Here is a 15,838-nt window from a genome sequence, read left to right on the forward strand (position 1 = left end):
TGCAGGGACCGGCAGGGGAGGCCGAAACCGCTCGTGGACACCAAGAAGATCGTCATGGGCGCGCTCGTCGTCTTCGTCCTCTTCACGATCATCACCCAGCCGGTGAAGGCTGCCGAGATCGTCCAAATAGGGTTCCAGGGCATCTCCGACGCCGCCAAGGGCATCGGCCGCTTCATGACCGAACTGGTGCGCTGAACCCGTACGCGGGAACGCCTCCGATCACCACCCCCAAATGTCCAACTTGCCCTCAACACGGCGATATACGGTGCTTGCACACAGTGCACATCTCTTGTGATGCTATGACCGATTTTGATGGCAGAGTTGCCTGAGCTGACATAGCTGACGTGAAGGGGTGGCGTGACCGTGCCGGCCAGTACTGCGCCCCAGGTGCCTCCCCAGCACGAAGCCCAGGACGAGCCCGCTCCCCGGCCGCAGAGCCGCGGAGCCGACACCCGGGCCCTCACCCAGGTGCTCTTCGGCCAGCTCAAGGAGCTGGAGCCGGGCTCCGGCGAGTACAACCGGGTGCGCGGGGCCCTGATCGAGGCCAACCTCCCGCTGGTGCGCTACGCGGCCGCCCGCTTCCGCAGCCGCAACGAACCGATGGAGGACGTGGTCCAGGTCGGCACGATCGGCCTGATCAACGCCATCGACCGGTTCGACCCGGACCGCGGGGTGCAGTTCCCGACGTTCGCCATGCCGACCGTCGTGGGCGAGATCAAACGGTACTTCCGCGACAACGTGCGCACCGTCCACGTGCCGCGCCGGCTGCACGAGCTCTGGGTCCAGGTCAACGCGGCCACCGAGGACCTCACCACGCTCCACGGACGCACCCCCACCACCCCCGAGATCGCCGAGCGGCTGCGGATCAGCGAGGACGAGGTGCTGTCCTGCATCGAGGCCGGCCGTTCGTACCACGCGACCTCCCTGGAGGCCGCCCAGGAGGGCGACGGGCTGCCCGGCCTGCTGGACCGACTGGGCTACGAGGATCCGGAACTGGCCGGGGTCGAACACCGCGACCTGGTCCGCCACCTCCTCGTACAACTGCCCGAGCGCGAACAGCGGATCCTCCTGCTGCGCTACTACAGCAATCTGACGCAGTCGCAGATCAGCGCGGAACTGGGCGTGTCCCAGATGCACGTCTCCCGGCTGCTCGCCCGGAGCTTCGCCCGCCTGCGATCCGCAAACAGGATCGAGGCGTAACCGGAACGGGTGGAGATCGCCCCGCGCGTTTCCCGACAGAACGGGCTCATTCCGGTCTGTCGCTGCACTGATATGTCGACTTGGCGCTACAGCGCGTTGCCGACATGTGACATTCTGCTGGAACCGCGTTTGCCGCAGCCCCGCCGCCGGTATTCAGGTGAAGGCTGCGTTCCTCCGACGGGCGCGCCCGCCGCGACCGTCCGCGACCTTCAAGGGGGTGGCATGTCCGTAGACCAGGGCAGCTCCGAGGTGCTCACGCTCGTCAAGAGCGAGGCGCCGGCAGCACCCACGGCGTCTGACCGCTCGGAAGCCATCGACACCCGCACCCTGTCCCGCTCCCTCTTCCAGCGTCTCGCCGCCCTGGACCCGGACAGCCCCGACCGCGCCTACGTGCGCGACACCCTGATCGAGCTGAACCTGCCGCTGGTGCGCTACGCCGCGGCCCGGTTCCGCAGCCGCAACGAGCCGATGGAGGACATCGTCCAGGTCGGCACGATCGGGCTCATCAAGGCGATCGACCGCTTCGACTGCGAACGCGGAGTGGAGTTCCCGACGTTCGCGATGCCGACCGTCGTGGGCGAGATCAAACGATTCTTTCGGGACACTTCCTGGTCGGTCCGGGTCCCCCGCCGGCTCCAGGAGCTCCGGCTCGCGCTGACCAAGGCCAGCGACGAGCTCGCCCAGCGGCTCGACCGCTCCCCGACCGTGCCCGAACTGGCCGCCGTACTGGGGGTGTCGGAGGAGGAGGTCGTCGACGGCCTCGCCGTCGGCAACGCGTACACCGCCTCCTCGCTCGACTCCCCGTCCCCGGAGGACGAGGGCGGCGAGGGCTCGCTGGCCGACCGCCTCGGCTACGAGGACAGCGCCCTGGAGGGCGTGGAGTACCGCGAGTCGCTCAAGCCGCTGCTGGCCAAACTCCCGCCCCGGGAGCGGCAGATCATCATGCTGCGGTTCTTCGCCAACATGACGCAGTCGCAGATCGGCGAGGAGGTCGGCATCTCCCAGATGCACGTCTCGCGCCTGCTCACCCGTACCCTCGCGCAGCTGCGCCAGGGGCTCATCGGCGAGTGACCCCTGGTGATTTGACGGTCCGTCAGTGACACTGGCGCGGTGCGCAGCCACCGACCGCTGACGGCCGTCCTCGCCCTCTGCACGGCCGCCGCCGCCCTCACGGGCTGCGGCGGCCCCGCGCGGGACGGCTATGTCGCCGTGGGCGCCGCCGCGGCCGGACCCGAACGCGGCGCGGGCGAGACCGTACCGCCGCGGGGGCCGGTGGAGTTCCAGCCGCTCCCCGGCCCGTCGACGCCCGGCTCCACGAGCTCCCCGGCGGCGACTGCCGCCCCGGGGACGCCGTCGGACCAGGAGGCCCACCCGCCGCTCGGCGGCCCCGGCACGCCCGGCGCGGGCCCCGACGGCCCTGGCGGCTCCGGCGCGGGCACCGGCGGATCCGGCTCCCCGAGCGCCCCCGGTACGCCGTCCACGTCCGGTACGCCGTCCACCCCGGGCACGCCCTCCACCCCGGCTACGCCGTCCACGCCGGGGCCCGGCACGCCCGCCACCCCGGCCCGGCTGCTGCTCAGCGCCCCGACGCGGGCGGCGGCGGCCGACCGCTGGTGCGAGCAGGTGACCGTCACCTTCGCCAACACGGGCGGCACCGCGGCCCGGTCCGGCACGGTCAGCTTCGCCACGCACGTCCTGGGCGCCCTCGGCATCGACTGGGCCACGGTCACCACCACCCAGCCGCTGCCCGCCCCGATCGCGGCCGGCTCGGCCCGGACCCACACCTACACCGTGTGCGTGGACTCCTGGCGGGTCCCGCTGGGGATGCACATCGAGACCCGGAAGGTCACGGCCACCTGGAACTGAGCCGCCCGGACCGGCGCGCGGCCCGCGTCCGACCTGGCGGCTCCCCCCCGGTTTTCCGATTCTTTTACCGCCCACCCCCCGGGATTCGTTTGCCTGTAGCAACCATCCGCTTCTATGGTTGCTCTAAGCAACAAGATGGGGAGGGGCAGTGCAGGCGACGATCCCGGCCACGCACTACGAGGAGCTGGCCCGCCGGCTCACCGGCATCGGCGCGGTCAAGCGCGACCTCGCCCGCACCCTGCCGCCCGACTGCCCGCCGGGACCGGCGGCCGTGCTCACCGTGCTCGACCGGCACGGCGAGATGCGGCTGAGCCGGCTCGCCGAGCTGCTCGCGGTGGACATCTCGGTGACCAGCCGCCATGTCACGCACGTGGCCGAGCACGGCTGGATCGCCCGCGACGCCGACCCCGGTGACGGCCGCTGCCGGATCCTGCGGCTCACCCCCGCCGGACGGGCCGTCCTCGGCGAGATCACCGCCCGGCACACGGACGCGCTCGCGCGCGCCCTGGCCGACTGGCCCGTCGAGGACGTCACCGCGCTGAGCACCTTGCTGGGCCGGCTCCGTACGAGCTTCTCCAACAGCTTCTGACCGAAGGAACCACATGGCTACGACCACACCCACCGGTGTGCGGGGAGACAGTCGGTCGGCGACCACGCCCGACAGCGCGCCCATGACGCACCCCCAGATCATGAAGGCGCTGTCCGGGCTGATGCTCGGCATGTTCGTGGCGATCCTGTCCTCGACGATCGTCTCCAACGCGCTGCCGCAGATCATCAGCGACCTCGGCGGCAGCCAGTCCTCCTACACCTGGGTGGTCACCGCCGCCCTGCTGTCGATGACCGCCGCGACCCCGCTGTGGGGCAAGCTCGCCGACCTCTTCAGCAAGAAGCTCCTGGTCCAGATATCCCTGGTGATCTACGTCCTCGGCTCGGTCGTCGCGGGCATGTCCCAGAACACCGGCACGCTGATCGCCTGCCGCGTGGTCCAGGGCATCGGCGTCGGCGGACTGTCGGCCCTCGCCCAGATCGTGATGGCCGCGATGATCTCCCCGCGCGAGCGCGGCCGGTACAGCGGCTACCTCGGCGCGGTGTTCGCCGTGGCCACCGTGGGCGGCCCGCTGCTCGGCGGCGTCATCACCGACACCGACTGGCTCGGCTGGCGCTGGTGCTTCTACGTCGGCGTGCCCTTCGCCGTGATCGCGCTGATCGTGCTCCAGCGCACCCTGAAGCTGCCCGTGGTGCGCCGGGACGTCAAGGTCGACTGGCTGGGCGCGTTCCTGATCAGCGCGGCCGTGTCGGTGCTGCTGATCTGGGTGACCCAGGCCGGTGACTCGTTCGACTGGATCTCCTGGCAGACCTGGGTGATGACCGGCGGCGCGGTGCTCCTCGGCGTGCTGTTCGTGCTGGTGGAGTCCCGGGCGAGCGACCCGATCATCCCGCTGCGGCTGTTCCGCAACAAGACCATCAGCCTGGCCTCGGCGGCCTCGCTGTTCGTCGGCATCGCGATGTTCTCCGGGACGGTGTTCTTCAGCCAGTACTTCCAGCTGGCCCGCAACGAGTCGCCGACCATGTCCGGCATCCTGACCATCCCGATGATCGGCGGTCTCTTCGTCTCCTCCACCGTCTCCGGCCAGATCATCACCAGGACCGGCAGGTGGAAGGCGTGGCTGGTCTCCGGCGGTGTGCTGCTGACCGCGGGCCTGGGGCTGCTCGGCACCCTGCGGCACGACACCCCGTACTGGCGGATCGCCCTGTTCATGGCGCTGACCGGCCTCGGTCTCGGCATGATGATGCAGAACCTGGTGCTGGCCACCCAGAACCAGGTGGCCCCGGAGGACCTGGGCGCGGCCAGCTCGGTCGTCACCTTCTTCCGCTCCCTCGGCGGCGCCATGGGCGTCTCCGCGCTCGGCGCGGTGATGGCCCACCAGGTCACCGACTACGTCAAGGAGGGCCTGGCCGCGCTCGGCCCGAAGGCCGCCGCGCTCGGCCACGGGGGCACCGGCGGCGGGGGCATCCCCGACCTGGACAAGCTGCCCGCGCCGATCCGCGAGGTGATCGAGTCCGCGTACGGGCACGGCGTCGGCGACGTCTTCCTCTACGCCGCTCCGTTCGCGCTGCTCGGGCTGGTGCTGGTGGTCTTCATCAAGGAGGTCGCCCTGCAGTCGAAGCCGCTGACCGGGACGTCGGCCACGGCCTCCTCGGCGGAGTAGGCCCCCGGGTCAGGCCCGGGGCAGGCCCGGGGCCGGGGGCCGGCCCCGGGCCTGCTGGACCCTGATCCGCCGGGCAGGCCCTAGGGCCCCTCGCGCGGGTGGGTGGATCAGGACTTGGGGGCCGTCAGGTCGTACAGGGTGACCCCGCCCACGGTGACCTCGGTGAAATGTTCCGTCACCCAGGTGCTGACGGCACTGCTGGTGCCGCCGCCCGGGCCGCCGCCGCGCATTCCGCCGCCGCGGCCGGACTCCGCCACCAGGTAGTGGATCCGGCCCTCACGCACGTACTGCTGGAACTGCGCCAGCGTCGGCGAGGGGTCGCTGCCGTTGAAACCGCCGATCGGCATGACCGCCCGCTCGGTCGCGAGCTGGTAGCTCGCGGCGTTCTGCGCGCCGACCGCCGCGGCCACCCAGGTGTACCGGTCGGCATCGGCCAGCAGGGCCTTCTTCACCTCGGCGCCGACCCGGGTGCCGCCCAGCAGCCCGCCCATGCCGCCGCCGGGGAATCCGCCCCCTTCACCGCCGGGCCCGAACCCGCCGGGCAGGGCCGGGACCTGGCCCGGCGCCCCGCCGCCCTGGGCGCCCGGGAACGGCCCGCGCTGCGCCTGGCCGCCGCCGGCCGCGCCTCCGCGCCGGCCCTGCCGGCCGTCCTGGCCCTGGCCCGGCCCGGCGCCGTTCGGCGGGGCCTGGAAGCGGCCCGCGCCCTCCGGGCCGCCGCCCAGGAGGCGGGGGCCGCCGGGGAAGCCCCGGCCGCCGGCCACCGCCGGCCCGGCGGTCGGGATCGACCCGGTGTGGCCGGTGTTCACGGTGGTCAGGCTGTACGCGAACGGGCCCGCGAGCGCCGCGCCCAGGCCCACGACGGCGGTCGCCAGGGCGAAGCCCCTGCCCAGCCGGCCCCCGACGAGCAGTCCGGCCGCGGCCACCAGCCCGCCGATCAGCACCGCCCAGCGCAGCCACGGCAGGTACCCGGAGGCCCGGCCGAGGAGGACGTACGACCAGACGGCGGTCAGCGCCAGCGTGCCGGTCAGGGTGAGTCCGGCGGCCAGGCCGTGCCGTTCCTCCCACAGCACGGCCACGCCCATGCCGACCAGCGCGGCCACGAACGGGGCCAGCGCCACGGTGTAGTACTGGTGGAAGATGCCCTGCATGAAGCTGAACACCGCCATGGTGATCAGCAGGCCGCCGCCCCAGGCGAGGAACGCGGCGCGGGCCAGGCCCTCCAGCGAGTCGGTGGCCCGCCGGGCGCGCCAGGTGACGACGATCCCGGCGACCAGCAGCACCAGGGCCGCGGGCAGCAGCCAGGAGATCTGCCCTCCGATGTCGGCCGAGAAGAGCCGGCCGATGCCGGTCTCCCCCCAGCCGCCGCCGGGGCCACCGGGCCCGCCGCCGGGTCCGTACCCACCGGTCCGCATGCCGCCGCCGACGCTGCCGGTCTCGTTGCCGTTGATCCGGCCCAGGCCGTTGTAGCCGAGGGTGAGCTCCAGGAAGGAGTTGTTCTGGGAGCCGCCGATGTACGGCCGGGAGGCGGCGGGCCACAGTTCGACCACTGCCACCCACCAGCCGCCGGCCACGACCGCCGCCAGACCGCCCAGCAGCAGCTGGCCCAGCCGGCGGCGCAGCCGGGTGGGCGCGCAGACGGCGTAGAGCACGGCCAGCGGCGGCAGGATCACGAAGGCCTGGAGGGTCTTGGTGAGGAAGGCGAAGCCGATCGCCGTCCCGGCCGCCACCAGCCAGCCGGTACGGGCACCGTCGAGGGCGCGCAGCACGCAGTACACGGTGACCGTCAGCAGCAGGGTCAGCAGCGCGTCCGGGTTGTTGAAGCGGAACATCAGCGTGAAGACCGGCGTGAGCGCGAGCACGGTCCCGCTCAGCAGGGCCGCGAACGGCCCGAACTGGCGGCGCACGCAGGCGTAGAGGACGGCGGTGGTACCGACGCCCATCAGGGCCTGCGGGACCAGGATCTGCCAGGAACCGAGCCCGAACAGCCGCACGGACAGAGCCATCGGCCACAGGGCGGCCGGGGGCTTGTCCACGGTGATGGAGTTGCCGGCGTCCGAGGAGCCGAAGAAGAACGCCTTCCAGCTCTGGCTGCCCGCCTGGACGGCCGCGGAGTAGAAGGAGTTGGCGTAGCCGGAGGCACTGAGGTTCCACAGCAGCAGCACCGCGGTGCCCAGCAGCAGGACGGCCAGCGCGGGCCGCTCCCAGCGGGGCCGGGCACCGGTCACGGCGGTGCGTCCGGGCAGGGGTGGCACGAGATCGGCGGCGGGTACGGCCGTGGTCATCGGGTGGTGTCCTTCGGGTGGGTGGTCGCGCGGTCGGGGAAGACCCAGGCGCGGAAGAGCAGGAAGCGCAGTACGGTCGCGGCGAGGTTGGCGGTGATCAGCACGGCCAGCTCGGTAGTGGGTGACGGGTCTGCGCCGGCCGCGTCCAGGGCGGCCAGCGAACCGGAGGTCAGGGCCAGCCCGATGGCGAAGACCAGGAGCCCCTGGGCCTGGTGGCGCAGCGCCCGCTCCCGGCCGCGGACGCCGAAGGTGAGCCGCCGGTTGGCGGCCGTGTTGGCGAGCGCGGACAGCAGCAGGGCCGCGGCGTTGGCGCTCTGCGCGCCCAGGCCCCACCGGAAGAGGGAGTACAGGCCGAGGTAGCACAGGGTGGAGAGCACCCCGACGGCGCAGAAACCGAGCAGTTGCCGGGCCAGGCCCCGCGGCACCCCGGTCAGCTCCCGGTCGCGCGGGTCGTCGCCGAACGGCCGGGCCAGCCGGTCCAGCGGCAGCGCGCCGACGGCCAGCGCCCGGCCCACCCGCCACACGCCCCTGAGGTCCTCGACGGCCGTCCGCACGATGTGGACGGTGGAGTGGGGGTCGTCCACCCAGTCCACGGGCACCTCGTGGATCCGCAGACCGGCCCGTTCGGCGAGCACCAGCAGTTCGGTGTCGAAGAACCAGCCGGAGTCCTCCACCAGCGGCAGGAGCCGCTCGGCGACCTCGCGGCGGATGGCCTTGAACCCGCACTGCGCGTCGCTGAACCGGGCAGCCAGCGAGGAGCGCAGCAGCAGGTTGTAGGCGCGCGAGACGAACTCCCGCTTCGCCCCGCGCACCACCCGCGAGGAGCGCGCCAGGCGGGTGCCGATCGCCAGGTCCGAGTGCCCGGAGATGAGCGGGGCGACCAGCGGCAGCAGCGCGTTGAGGTCGGTGGACAGGTCCACGTCCATATAGGCCAGGACGGGGGCCTCGGACGCGGACCACACGGTCCGCAGGGCCCGGCCGCGGCCCTTCTGCTCCAGCCGGACGCTGCGCACACCGGGCAGGGCGGCGGCGAGGGAGGCCGCGACCTCGGGGGTGCGGTCGGTGCTGGCGTTGTCCGCGACGGTGATGCGGAACGGGTACGGGAAGGTGCGGGTCAGGTGCTCGTGCAGGCGGTGCACGCAGGGCCCGAGGTCCTTCTCCTCGTCGTAGACGGGGATCACCACGTCGAGCAGGGGTACGCCGGGCGTGGCCGTGGTCCGGACGTCGAGCGGGGTGCGTGCCGGGAGGGCCCCCGGAGAGGTGTCGGTCGGCATGGTCCGACCCTCTCCGGGGGGCCTGTCACCGCTGTGTGGTCACGCTGTGCCGGAGCTGTGAGTGCTCCGCGCCGGGCCGCCGGCACGGCAGTTCCACCGTGAACCGGGTGCAGCCCGGTGCGCTGCGTACGTCGACCTGTCCACCGTGCGCGGTGACCACGGCCTGGACGATGGCCAGGCCCAGTCCGGTCGATCCGGCGGTGCGGGAGCGGGAGGCGTCGCCGCGGGCGAAGCGTTCGAAGACGTGCGGGAGCAGTTCCGGCGGGATCCCCGGGCCGTCGTCCTCGATCTCGGCGCGGACGCTGTCGGGCCCGCTGCGGACCCGCGCGGTCACGGTGGTGCCGGGCGGGGTGTGGGTGCGGGCGTTGGCGAGCAGGTTGAGCAGCACCTGCTGGAGCCGGGCCGGGTCGGCGTGGACGGGCGCGGGCCCGTCGGGCAGTTCCAGGCGCCAGTGGTGGCCGGGGCCGGCCGCCCGGGCGTCGCTGACGGCGTCCACGACCAGCGGGGCCAGATCGGTGTCCTGCCAGGACAGCGGGCGGCCGGCGTCCAGCCGGGCCAGCAGCAGCAGGTCCTCCACCAGGCCCGTCATCCGGGTCGCCTCGGCCTCGATCCGGCCGAGAGCGTGCCGGGTGTCGGGTCCGGCCTCCTCCCGGCCGCGACGGGTCAGTTCGGCGTAGCCGCGGATGGAGGCGAGCGGGGTGCGCAGTTCGTGGCTGGCGTCCGCGACGAACTGGCGGACCCGGGTCTCGCTCTGCTGCCGGGCGGTGAGCGCGGAGGAGACATGGCCCAGCATCCGGTTCAGGGCGGCACCGACCTGGCCGACCTCGGTCCTGGGGTCGGCCTCGGCGTCCGGGACCCGCTCGTGCAGAGCGGGCTCGCCGCTGTGCAGGGGCAGTTCGGAGACCCGGGTGGCGGTGGCGGCGACCCGGCGCAGCGGGCGCAGCGCGACCCCGACCAGCGCCTGTCCGGCCAGCGAGGCCGCGATCAGCCCGGCCAGGGTGACGCACACCTCGACGGCGATCAGGGTGGTGACGGTGGAGTGCACCCCGGCGAGCGGGAAGCCCAGGGCGAAGCCGCCGGTGGGCGAGGTACGCACCAGGTACGTGCCGCGGCCGGGCAGGTCCACCACGGTGGACCTGCCGCCGCGGGCCTCGGCCACGGCGCTGCTCAGGGCCCGGCGCTGGTCCTCGTCGAGCTGCTGGACCTTGCCGTACTCCGGGGGGTCGGCGCGCGCGCTGAAGGCGCTGTCGCGGATCCCACCGTCCTGGTCGAGCAGGGCGGAGACGGCGCCGATCGGCGTGCCGGGTGCCAGCACGAAGCGGACGTGCTTGGGGGTGGCGCAGCGTGGGCCGCCGGGGAGGCCGGGGCCGCCCATCGGCGGGTTCTCGGCCTTGCCCACCGGCCGTTCCTTGCCCGGCACACAGGCCAGCTCGACGGCGGTGCGGAGCTGGTTGTCGACCTGGCCGACCAGGTACGAGCGCAGGGCGAGGGTGGTGACCGTGCCGATCGCGGCACCGACCACCGCGATCAGCACGACGGAGGTCACGACGAGACGGGTCCGCAGGGACCACGGCCGGGAGCGCCGGGGCGTGCCGGCCGCGGGTGTTTCACGTGAAACAGCGGCTCTTGGGCGCAGGCGCACTACTCGCCCGGCTTGATCAGGTAGCCGGCGCCGCGCCGGGTGTGGATCATCGGGCTGCGGCCGGGGCCGCTCTCCAGCTTGCGCCGCAGGTAGGAGATGTAGAGCTCGACGACATTGGCCTGACCGCCGAAGTCGTAGCTCCAGACCCGGTCCAGGATCTGCGCCTTGCTGAGCACCCGGCGCGGGTTGCGCATCAGGTAGCGCAGCAGCTCGAACTCGGTGGCGGTCAGGTGGATCTCCTCGCCGCCCCGGCTGACCTCGTGACTGTCCTCGTCCAGCCGCAGGTCGCCGACGACCAGGACGGACCCGCCGCGGGCCGCCTGGGCCGCGCCGGACCGTCGGATCAGCCCGCGCAGCCGGGCCACGACCTCCTCCAGGCTGAAGGGCTTGGTGACGTAGTCGTCGCCCCCGGCCGTCAGGCCGGCGATCCGGTCCTCCACCGAATCCTTCGCGGTCAGGAACAGCACCGGCACGTGCGGCAGCTCCCGGCGCAGCCGGCCCAGCACGGCCAGCCCGTCCATGTCCGGCAGCATGATGTCGAGGACCACCGCGTCCGGCCGGAACTCCCGGGCCACCCGGACGGCCGAGGCCCCGTCGCCGGCGCTGCGCACCTCGCAGCCCTCGTAACGCAGGGCCATGGTGAGCAGCTCGGAGAGCGGGGCCTCGTCGTCGACGACGAGGATCCGGCAGGGCCCGCCGTCGGGGCGCAGCAAGGCGGTGGGGGACGTGGTCGCGTGGGAGGTGGTCGTCGCCGTCATGCCGACCAGGCTGACCGGCGCCCGTGAGAGGCCCCTGACCGCTTCCTGTGAATCTCCTGAGAAAGCTCGATGAGGAACAGCCGGGCCGCGTTGTCGTGGCAGACCGCGCGCAGCCAGTCGTCGCCGAGGCCCAGCCGTTCCAGGGCCGCGAGCTGGTGCTCGTAGGGGTAGGGGATGTTGGGGAAGTCGGTGCCGAGCAGGATGCGGTCGCCCAGGTCAGCCAGCCGGCCCCGGTCGGCGGGCGGGAAGGCGGCGAGCCGCTCGGCGAAGTCGGTGAAGGCCATGGTGGTGTCCAGGCGGACCTCGGGGTGACGGGCGGCGAGGTCGAGGAAGGCGCCGTACTCGGGCAGCCCCATATGCGCGATCACCAGCGGCAGCTGGGGATGGCGGGCCAGCAGCCGGGCGATCGGGGCGGGCCCGGTGTGCTCGCCGGGCACCGGCCCGGACCCGCAGTGGATCACCACGGGGATCCGGGCCTCGGCCAGCAGGCCCCAGACCGGGTCCAACAGCGGATCGTTGGGGTCGTAGGCGCCGACCTGGACATGGGCCTTGAACACGCGCGCCCCGGCCTCGACGGCCTGCCGTACGTACCGGTCGGCGCCCTCCTCCGGGTAGAAGGTCGCGGTGTGCAGGCAGTCCGGGGTGCGCGCGGCGAAGGCGGCGGCCCAGGAGTTCAGCCACGCCGCCATGGCCGGCTTGTGCGGGTACAGCATCGAGGTGAAGGCGAGGACCCCGAACGAGCGGAGCAGAGCGACCCGTTGCTCCTCCTCGTGCCGGTAGGTGATGGGCCACTCGACGCCGGTCAGCGGCCCCACCGCGTCGAAGTACTCCCAGACCTTGTCCAGCACCCGCGCGGGCATGAAGTGCGTGTGCACGTCGATCAGCCCGGGCAGCCCGAGCCGGTCCCGGAAGGCCAGGACCGCCGCCCGGGTCGCCTCGGGAGCGGCCGGTTCAGGACGCGGCGCGGACAAATCCGTGGCTCCGCTCGACGGTGGCGACGTGCAGCGTGTAGCTCTCGTACCAGTCGGCACGGCCCTGCTTCATGGCGGCCTGGTGCTCCAGGTCCTGCCGCCAGCGGGCCATCGCCTCGTGGTCGCGGAAGTAGGCGACGGTGATCCCGAGCCCGCCCGGGGTGCGCGCGGACTCGTAGCCGAGGAAGCCGGGCACGTCGCTGACCAGCTCGATCATGCGGGCGAGGGTCTCGGGGTAGCCGGTGTCCCCCTCGGTGCGGACGGAGGTGAACACGGACATCACGTACGGCGGTTCGAACGCCGGAAGCGGCTGGATGCTCATGATCCCCACCCTCTCCGTTCGGCCCTGGCACGGCCACCGAAAAGTGGGCTCCGGGGCGGAAGGGATCCAAGATTTGACCTTCGCGCCGGGGCAAACCGTCCCGAGTCCGGGGAAGCCGTTCAGAGCCCGGGGGGCCCGTTCAGAACAGCCCCTCCTGGGCGGAGTCGCCGTCCGCCCTGATCTCCCGTACCGGCACGGTGGTGACGGCCGGGTCCGCGGGCGCCACCGGGACGAGGGCCCAGCCCACCAGCAGCCGGGTGTCCACCACCAAGCCGTCCGCCAGGTGCAGGTCGGGGCCGGCCGCCCCGGCCAGCCGGCCGGCGACGACCCCGCCGGGCGTCATCTCCACCAGTTCGCGTTCCGGGCGCGGCAGTCCGTCGAGACCGAACGCCTCCGCGTGGTCCACCGGCGCGCAGGGCAGCCGCTCCAGCGACTCGGGCCACCCGGCGAGGTCGGCCGCACTGCCGTGCAGGGCGGCCACCTCGGTGGCCCTGCGGTCCGCCGCCGGCAGCCGGCCGCGAACCGCGCGCTTGCGCCCGTAGGAGATCCGGTCGGGCACCCCGAGCGCGGCCCGCAGCAGTTCCTCGGTGCGCCGGGCCGCCATCAGCGGGCCGCGGCCCAGCCAGGTCCAGGTCACCGCGCCCTGTTCCAGCAGCCGGGCCGCGCCGCGCTCCTCGGCGGTGATCCCCACCTTGACCAGGCCGGGCCCGAACCACGCCAGGTACACGCGATAGGGCCGCGGGTCGGCGGCGTGGGTGTCGGCGGCCACCGAGAACGAGCGGTCCAGGCGGGCGCACCCGGCGCACTGGGCTCCGCCCGCCCGGCCGGGCACCACCGCGGCGGTGGGACACGGGGTCCGCCGTCCGGCCCGCCGCACGCCCGGGCAGTGCCGGGCCCCGCTGCCGGCGAAGGCGAGCCCCTGCCCGTATGCGAGGACACTGAGGCGTTCCCCGCGCCCCTCGGCGTACCAGCCGATGGCGGGGTGCCCCTCGCTCCAGCGGAGCCCGGTGCACCGCCAGGTCACAGCGGCAGCGGTCGCTCGAAGAACGTCTCCAGGACCACGGTGGCCCGGGTGCCGCTGACCCCGTCGACGGCGTAGATCCGGCGCAGCACGTCCTGGAGCTGCTCGGTGGTGGCCGTGCGCACCTTGACCATGACGGAGGCGCTCCCGGCGATCACGTGGGCCTCCTGGATCTCGGGGATCTCCGCGAAGGCGGCGCGGGACTCCCCCATCCAGGCGTTGGCGTCCACCATCACGAACGCCAGGACCCCGCTGCCGACCGCCGCCGGGTCCACGTCGACGGTGGTCCGCCGGATGACCCCCCGCTCGCGCAGCTTGCGCACCCGCTCGTGCGCGGCCCCCGCGGAGAGGCCGACGGCCGCGCCCAGGGCGGCGTAGGACTGCCCGGCGTCCTGCTGCAGACACAGCACGAGCGCCCGGTCGATGCCGTCCACGCGATCTCCCTCTCCACCCCGGCCAAGGTCCCTGCGTAGACCGTAGCGCGCGGCGAAGCCCGGAGCGGCGGGGGTCAGCCGCCGGATCCGGCACCCTTGCCGAGGACGAGGTCGGCGGACCACGTCTCGCCGAACTTGATGTTCTCCTTCGGGTCGTCCCAGGTGTACACGCCCTGCAACGGCAGGCTCTCCCCCGGCGACGAGGACTGGAGGATGTCGCAGACCTCGGCGACGGACTTCACCGGGGCGTCCTTCATGCCGGTCACCACGTCCCCGCCGCCGAGGTGCGCCTTGAAGGCCGGCGAGTTGGTCTGGGTGTACAGGACGAACACGCCCTCCACCCCGGCCGCGACCAGCCGCTTCTGGATCTTGTCGACCGCGGCCTGGTCCTCCTCCGCGACGTTCGAGCTCAGCTCCGGGTCGTCCAGGCCCATGAGCGACCAGCCGGGGTCGTTCTTCTTCTCCCCGGCCGCCAGCGTGTCGAGCACCGGCCGGGCATGGTCGGCGCTGATCGCGTAGAACTGGCCCTGGACCCCGCCGGTCGCGCTCAGCGTGTTGATCCCCACGACCTCGCTGTTGGCGTTGAGCAGGGGGCCGCCGGAGTTGCCCGGGTTGACGATGGCGGAGTGCTGGACGGTGGCCGGGTACCGGGGCAGCGAGGTCGACGGCTCCGCGTTCGAGACGCTGGGGTTCTGCACCGTGCCGCCCGTGTACGCGGGCTTCGTCGCCGTCGGGTTGTCACCCAGCGCGTCCGGGTAGCCGAGCGAGACCACCCTGTCGGCTGCCTTGAGGGCCTTGCTCTCGCCGAACTTCAACCCTTTCAGGCCCGTCTGCGGCGAGGTGAACGTCAGGACGGCCAGGTCTTCGCACGGATCGATGCCCACCACCCGCACCGGCACCGGCTGCTGGTCCCCGACGACCACCTTCAACGACGGTTCGCCCTGGACCACGTGGGCGGCCGTCGCGATCAGCCCCTTGTCGGGGTTGTAGATGAAACCGCTGCCGCCGCCGTACTTCCCCAGTACGTGCACGGTGGCCGGCGCGGAGCGCTCGTAGATCTCGTGGGGATCCAAATCGTCGGCGAAGGCCGACCCGCCGCCGCCCGTCACCCCGAGCACCACCGCCGTGGCCACGGCCACGGCACCTCTGGTGCACACCTTCATGAGACGCCGCCTCTCGCGGAGAAGGGAGCCCCTCATTCAGGCTAGGCCGCCCCGCCCGGATCGTCCTGTGCACTGGACAACCTTTGAACCCGGAACGGTCGGCAACGCAAAAGGCCCCCGGCGAACCGGGGGCCTTTCAGGCTGTGCACTCGGCAGGATTCGAACCTGCAACCTTCTGATCCGTAGTCAGATGCTCTATCCGTTAAGCTACGAGTGCTTGGGCTTCCCGGGTTTTTTTCGCCCCGTTGGCCTTGCGAGAACAACAATACATGGACCTCGCCGGGACGCGAAATCCATTACCCAAACCCGCCCCGAACTGGGCAAACCACCCCAATCGAAGATCCACCACAGGGGTTGGTCGATGCACAGGGGTTGACGGAGGTTGACGGGTGCACGGCGAGAACGACGAAGCCCCGGTCCATGAGGACCGGGGCTTCGGTGGTGCGGAGGCGGAGGGATTTGAACCCTCGATGGGGGGTAAGCCCCAAACCGCATTAGCAGTGCGGCGCCATAGACCGGACTAGGCGACGCCTCCAGCACACCCCCGCGTACGAGGGCGCGTGCAGATGATGACACAGCCGCGGGGCCGGTCACCAATCCGGTCTCACGGTACTAGGCGCGGAGCCCGCAGGGCAAAGCCTTAGTGCGAGGAACGGGGAGAGCAGTGCGCCGAGCGGCAGCGGGGGGAGCGGGCC

General features: G+C 72.7%; 15 protein-coding genes and 2 tRNA genes. 6 read left to right on the top strand and 11 right to left on the bottom strand.

Annotation, left to right across the window (positions count from 1 at the left end; genetic code table 11):
* Nucleotides 1-33: 33 nt before the first annotated feature.
* The 6 genes from EF918_RS36875 (at nt 34) to EF918_RS10730 (ending at nt 5,276) form a co-directional block, all read left to right on the top strand.
* Entirely contained in the window at nt 34-195 is a 162-nt protein-coding gene (locus EF918_RS36875; protein WP_185921690.1) for a hypothetical protein, read from the top strand.
* A 162-nt stretch (nt 196-357) separates the two neighbouring features.
* Nucleotides 358-1,200, top strand: coding sequence for an RNA polymerase sigma factor SigF (locus EF918_RS10705; protein ID WP_125644156.1), 843 nt, complete (start codon nt 358-360; stop codon nt 1,198-1,200).
* Nucleotides 1,201-1,422: 222 nt separating this feature from the next.
* A complete protein-coding gene (locus tag EF918_RS10710; protein ID WP_125644158.1) occupies nt 1,423-2,271 on the top strand; it encodes an RNA polymerase sigma factor SigF in 849 nt (282 codons plus the stop codon).
* Nucleotides 2,272-2,310: 39 nt separating this feature from the next.
* The gene (locus tag EF918_RS36880; protein WP_260610051.1) at nt 2,311-3,066 is read left to right on the top strand and encodes a hypothetical protein; all 756 of its coding nucleotides are present in this window, start codon (nt 2,311-2,313) and stop codon (nt 3,064-3,066) included.
* Nucleotides 3,067-3,214: 148 nt separating this feature from the next.
* Nucleotides 3,215-3,655 (top strand): MarR family winged helix-turn-helix transcriptional regulator, encoded by a 441-nt coding sequence (locus EF918_RS10725; protein WP_125644164.1) that lies wholly within the window; start codon nt 3,215-3,217, stop codon nt 3,653-3,655.
* A gap of 13 nt (nt 3,656-3,668) precedes the next feature.
* Nucleotides 3,669-5,276, top strand: coding sequence for an MDR family MFS transporter (locus EF918_RS10730; RefSeq protein WP_125644166.1), 1,608 nt, complete (start codon nt 3,669-3,671; stop codon nt 5,274-5,276).
* A 107-nt stretch (nt 5,277-5,383) separates the two neighbouring features.
* Here EF918_RS10730 and EF918_RS10735 read toward each other — a convergent pair whose 3' ends face one another.
* The 11 genes from EF918_RS10735 to EF918_RS10785 all read right to left on the bottom strand — a co-directional run bounded on the left by EF918_RS10735 (nt 5,384) and on the right by EF918_RS10785 (nt 15,678).
* Nucleotides 5,384-7,558: a glycosyltransferase family 39 protein gene (locus EF918_RS10735; protein WP_125644168.1), complete on the bottom strand. Its 2,175-nt coding sequence runs from the start codon at nt 7,556-7,558 to the stop codon at nt 5,384-5,386.
* Nucleotides 7,555-8,832 carry a glycosyltransferase gene (locus EF918_RS10740; RefSeq protein ID WP_125644170.1) on the bottom strand — a complete coding sequence of 426 codons (1,278 nt, stop codon included), beginning with the start codon at nt 8,830-8,832 and terminating at the stop codon, nt 7,555-7,557. The genes EF918_RS10735 and EF918_RS10740 overlap by 4 nt, the downstream gene beginning before the upstream one ends.
* Nucleotides 8,833-8,857: 25 nt before the next feature.
* Entirely contained in the window at nt 8,858-10,396 is a 1,539-nt protein-coding gene (locus EF918_RS10745; RefSeq protein ID WP_312847824.1) for a HAMP domain-containing sensor histidine kinase, read from the bottom strand.
* A gap of 77 nt (nt 10,397-10,473) precedes the next feature.
* Nucleotides 10,474-11,232 carry a response regulator transcription factor gene (locus EF918_RS10750; RefSeq protein WP_125644172.1) on the bottom strand — a complete coding sequence of 253 codons (759 nt, stop codon included), beginning with the start codon at nt 11,230-11,232 and terminating at the stop codon, nt 10,474-10,476.
* Nucleotides 11,229-12,203 (bottom strand): amidohydrolase family protein, encoded by a 975-nt coding sequence (locus EF918_RS10755; RefSeq protein ID WP_260610052.1) that lies wholly within the window; start codon nt 12,201-12,203, stop codon nt 11,229-11,231. Before EF918_RS10755 ends, EF918_RS10750 begins: the two co-directional genes overlap by 4 nt.
* Nucleotides 12,184-12,525 (bottom strand): antibiotic biosynthesis monooxygenase, encoded by a 342-nt coding sequence (locus EF918_RS10760; protein WP_125644176.1) that lies wholly within the window; start codon nt 12,523-12,525, stop codon nt 12,184-12,186. Before EF918_RS10760 ends, EF918_RS10755 begins: the two co-directional genes overlap by 20 nt.
* A 139-nt stretch (nt 12,526-12,664) precedes the next feature.
* The gene (locus tag EF918_RS10765; RefSeq protein ID WP_125644178.1) at nt 12,665-13,549 is read right to left on the bottom strand and encodes a DUF2797 domain-containing protein; all 885 of its coding nucleotides are present in this window, start codon (nt 13,547-13,549) and stop codon (nt 12,665-12,667) included.
* Nucleotides 13,546-13,980, bottom strand: coding sequence for an Lrp/AsnC family transcriptional regulator (locus tag EF918_RS10770; RefSeq protein WP_125644180.1), 435 nt, complete (start codon nt 13,978-13,980; stop codon nt 13,546-13,548). The genes EF918_RS10765 and EF918_RS10770 overlap by 4 nt, the downstream gene beginning before the upstream one ends.
* A gap of 74 nt (nt 13,981-14,054) precedes the next feature.
* Entirely contained in the window at nt 14,055-15,119 is a 1,065-nt protein-coding gene (locus tag EF918_RS10775) for a S1C family serine protease (RefSeq protein ID WP_260610053.1), read from the bottom strand.
* 168 nt (nt 15,120-15,287) lie between these two features.
* Nucleotides 15,288-15,360: transfer RNA gene (locus EF918_RS10780), tRNA-Arg, on the bottom strand.
* 227 nt (nt 15,361-15,587) lie between these two features.
* A tRNA-Ser gene (locus tag EF918_RS10785) sits at nt 15,588-15,678 on the bottom strand.
* Nucleotides 15,679-15,838 lie beyond the last annotated feature (160 nt).

Source organism: Streptomyces sp. WAC06614, from assembly GCF_003949795.1.
GTDB lineage: Bacteria > Actinomycetota > Actinomycetes > Streptomycetales > Streptomycetaceae > Streptomyces.

Coding starts and splice junctions, on each gene's coding strand:
- EF918_RS10710 (WP_125644158.1), top strand. CDS start 1,423: ATGTCCGTAGACCAGGGCAGCTCCGAGGTGCTCACGCTCGTCAAGAGC.
- EF918_RS10760 (WP_125644176.1), bottom strand. CDS start 12,525: ATGAGCATCCAGCCGCTTCCGGCGTTCGAACCGCCGTACGTGATGTCC.
- EF918_RS10740 (WP_125644170.1), bottom strand. CDS start 8,832: ATGCCGACCGACACCTCTCCGGGGGCCCTCCCGGCACGCACCCCGCTC.
- EF918_RS10750 (WP_125644172.1), bottom strand. CDS start 11,232: ATGACGGCGACGACCACCTCCCACGCGACCACGTCCCCCACCGCCTTG.
- EF918_RS10730 (WP_125644166.1), top strand. CDS start 3,669: ATGGCTACGACCACACCCACCGGTGTGCGGGGAGACAGTCGGTCGGCG.
- EF918_RS10735 (WP_125644168.1), bottom strand. CDS start 7,558: ATGACCACGGCCGTACCCGCCGCCGATCTCGTGCCACCCCTGCCCGGA.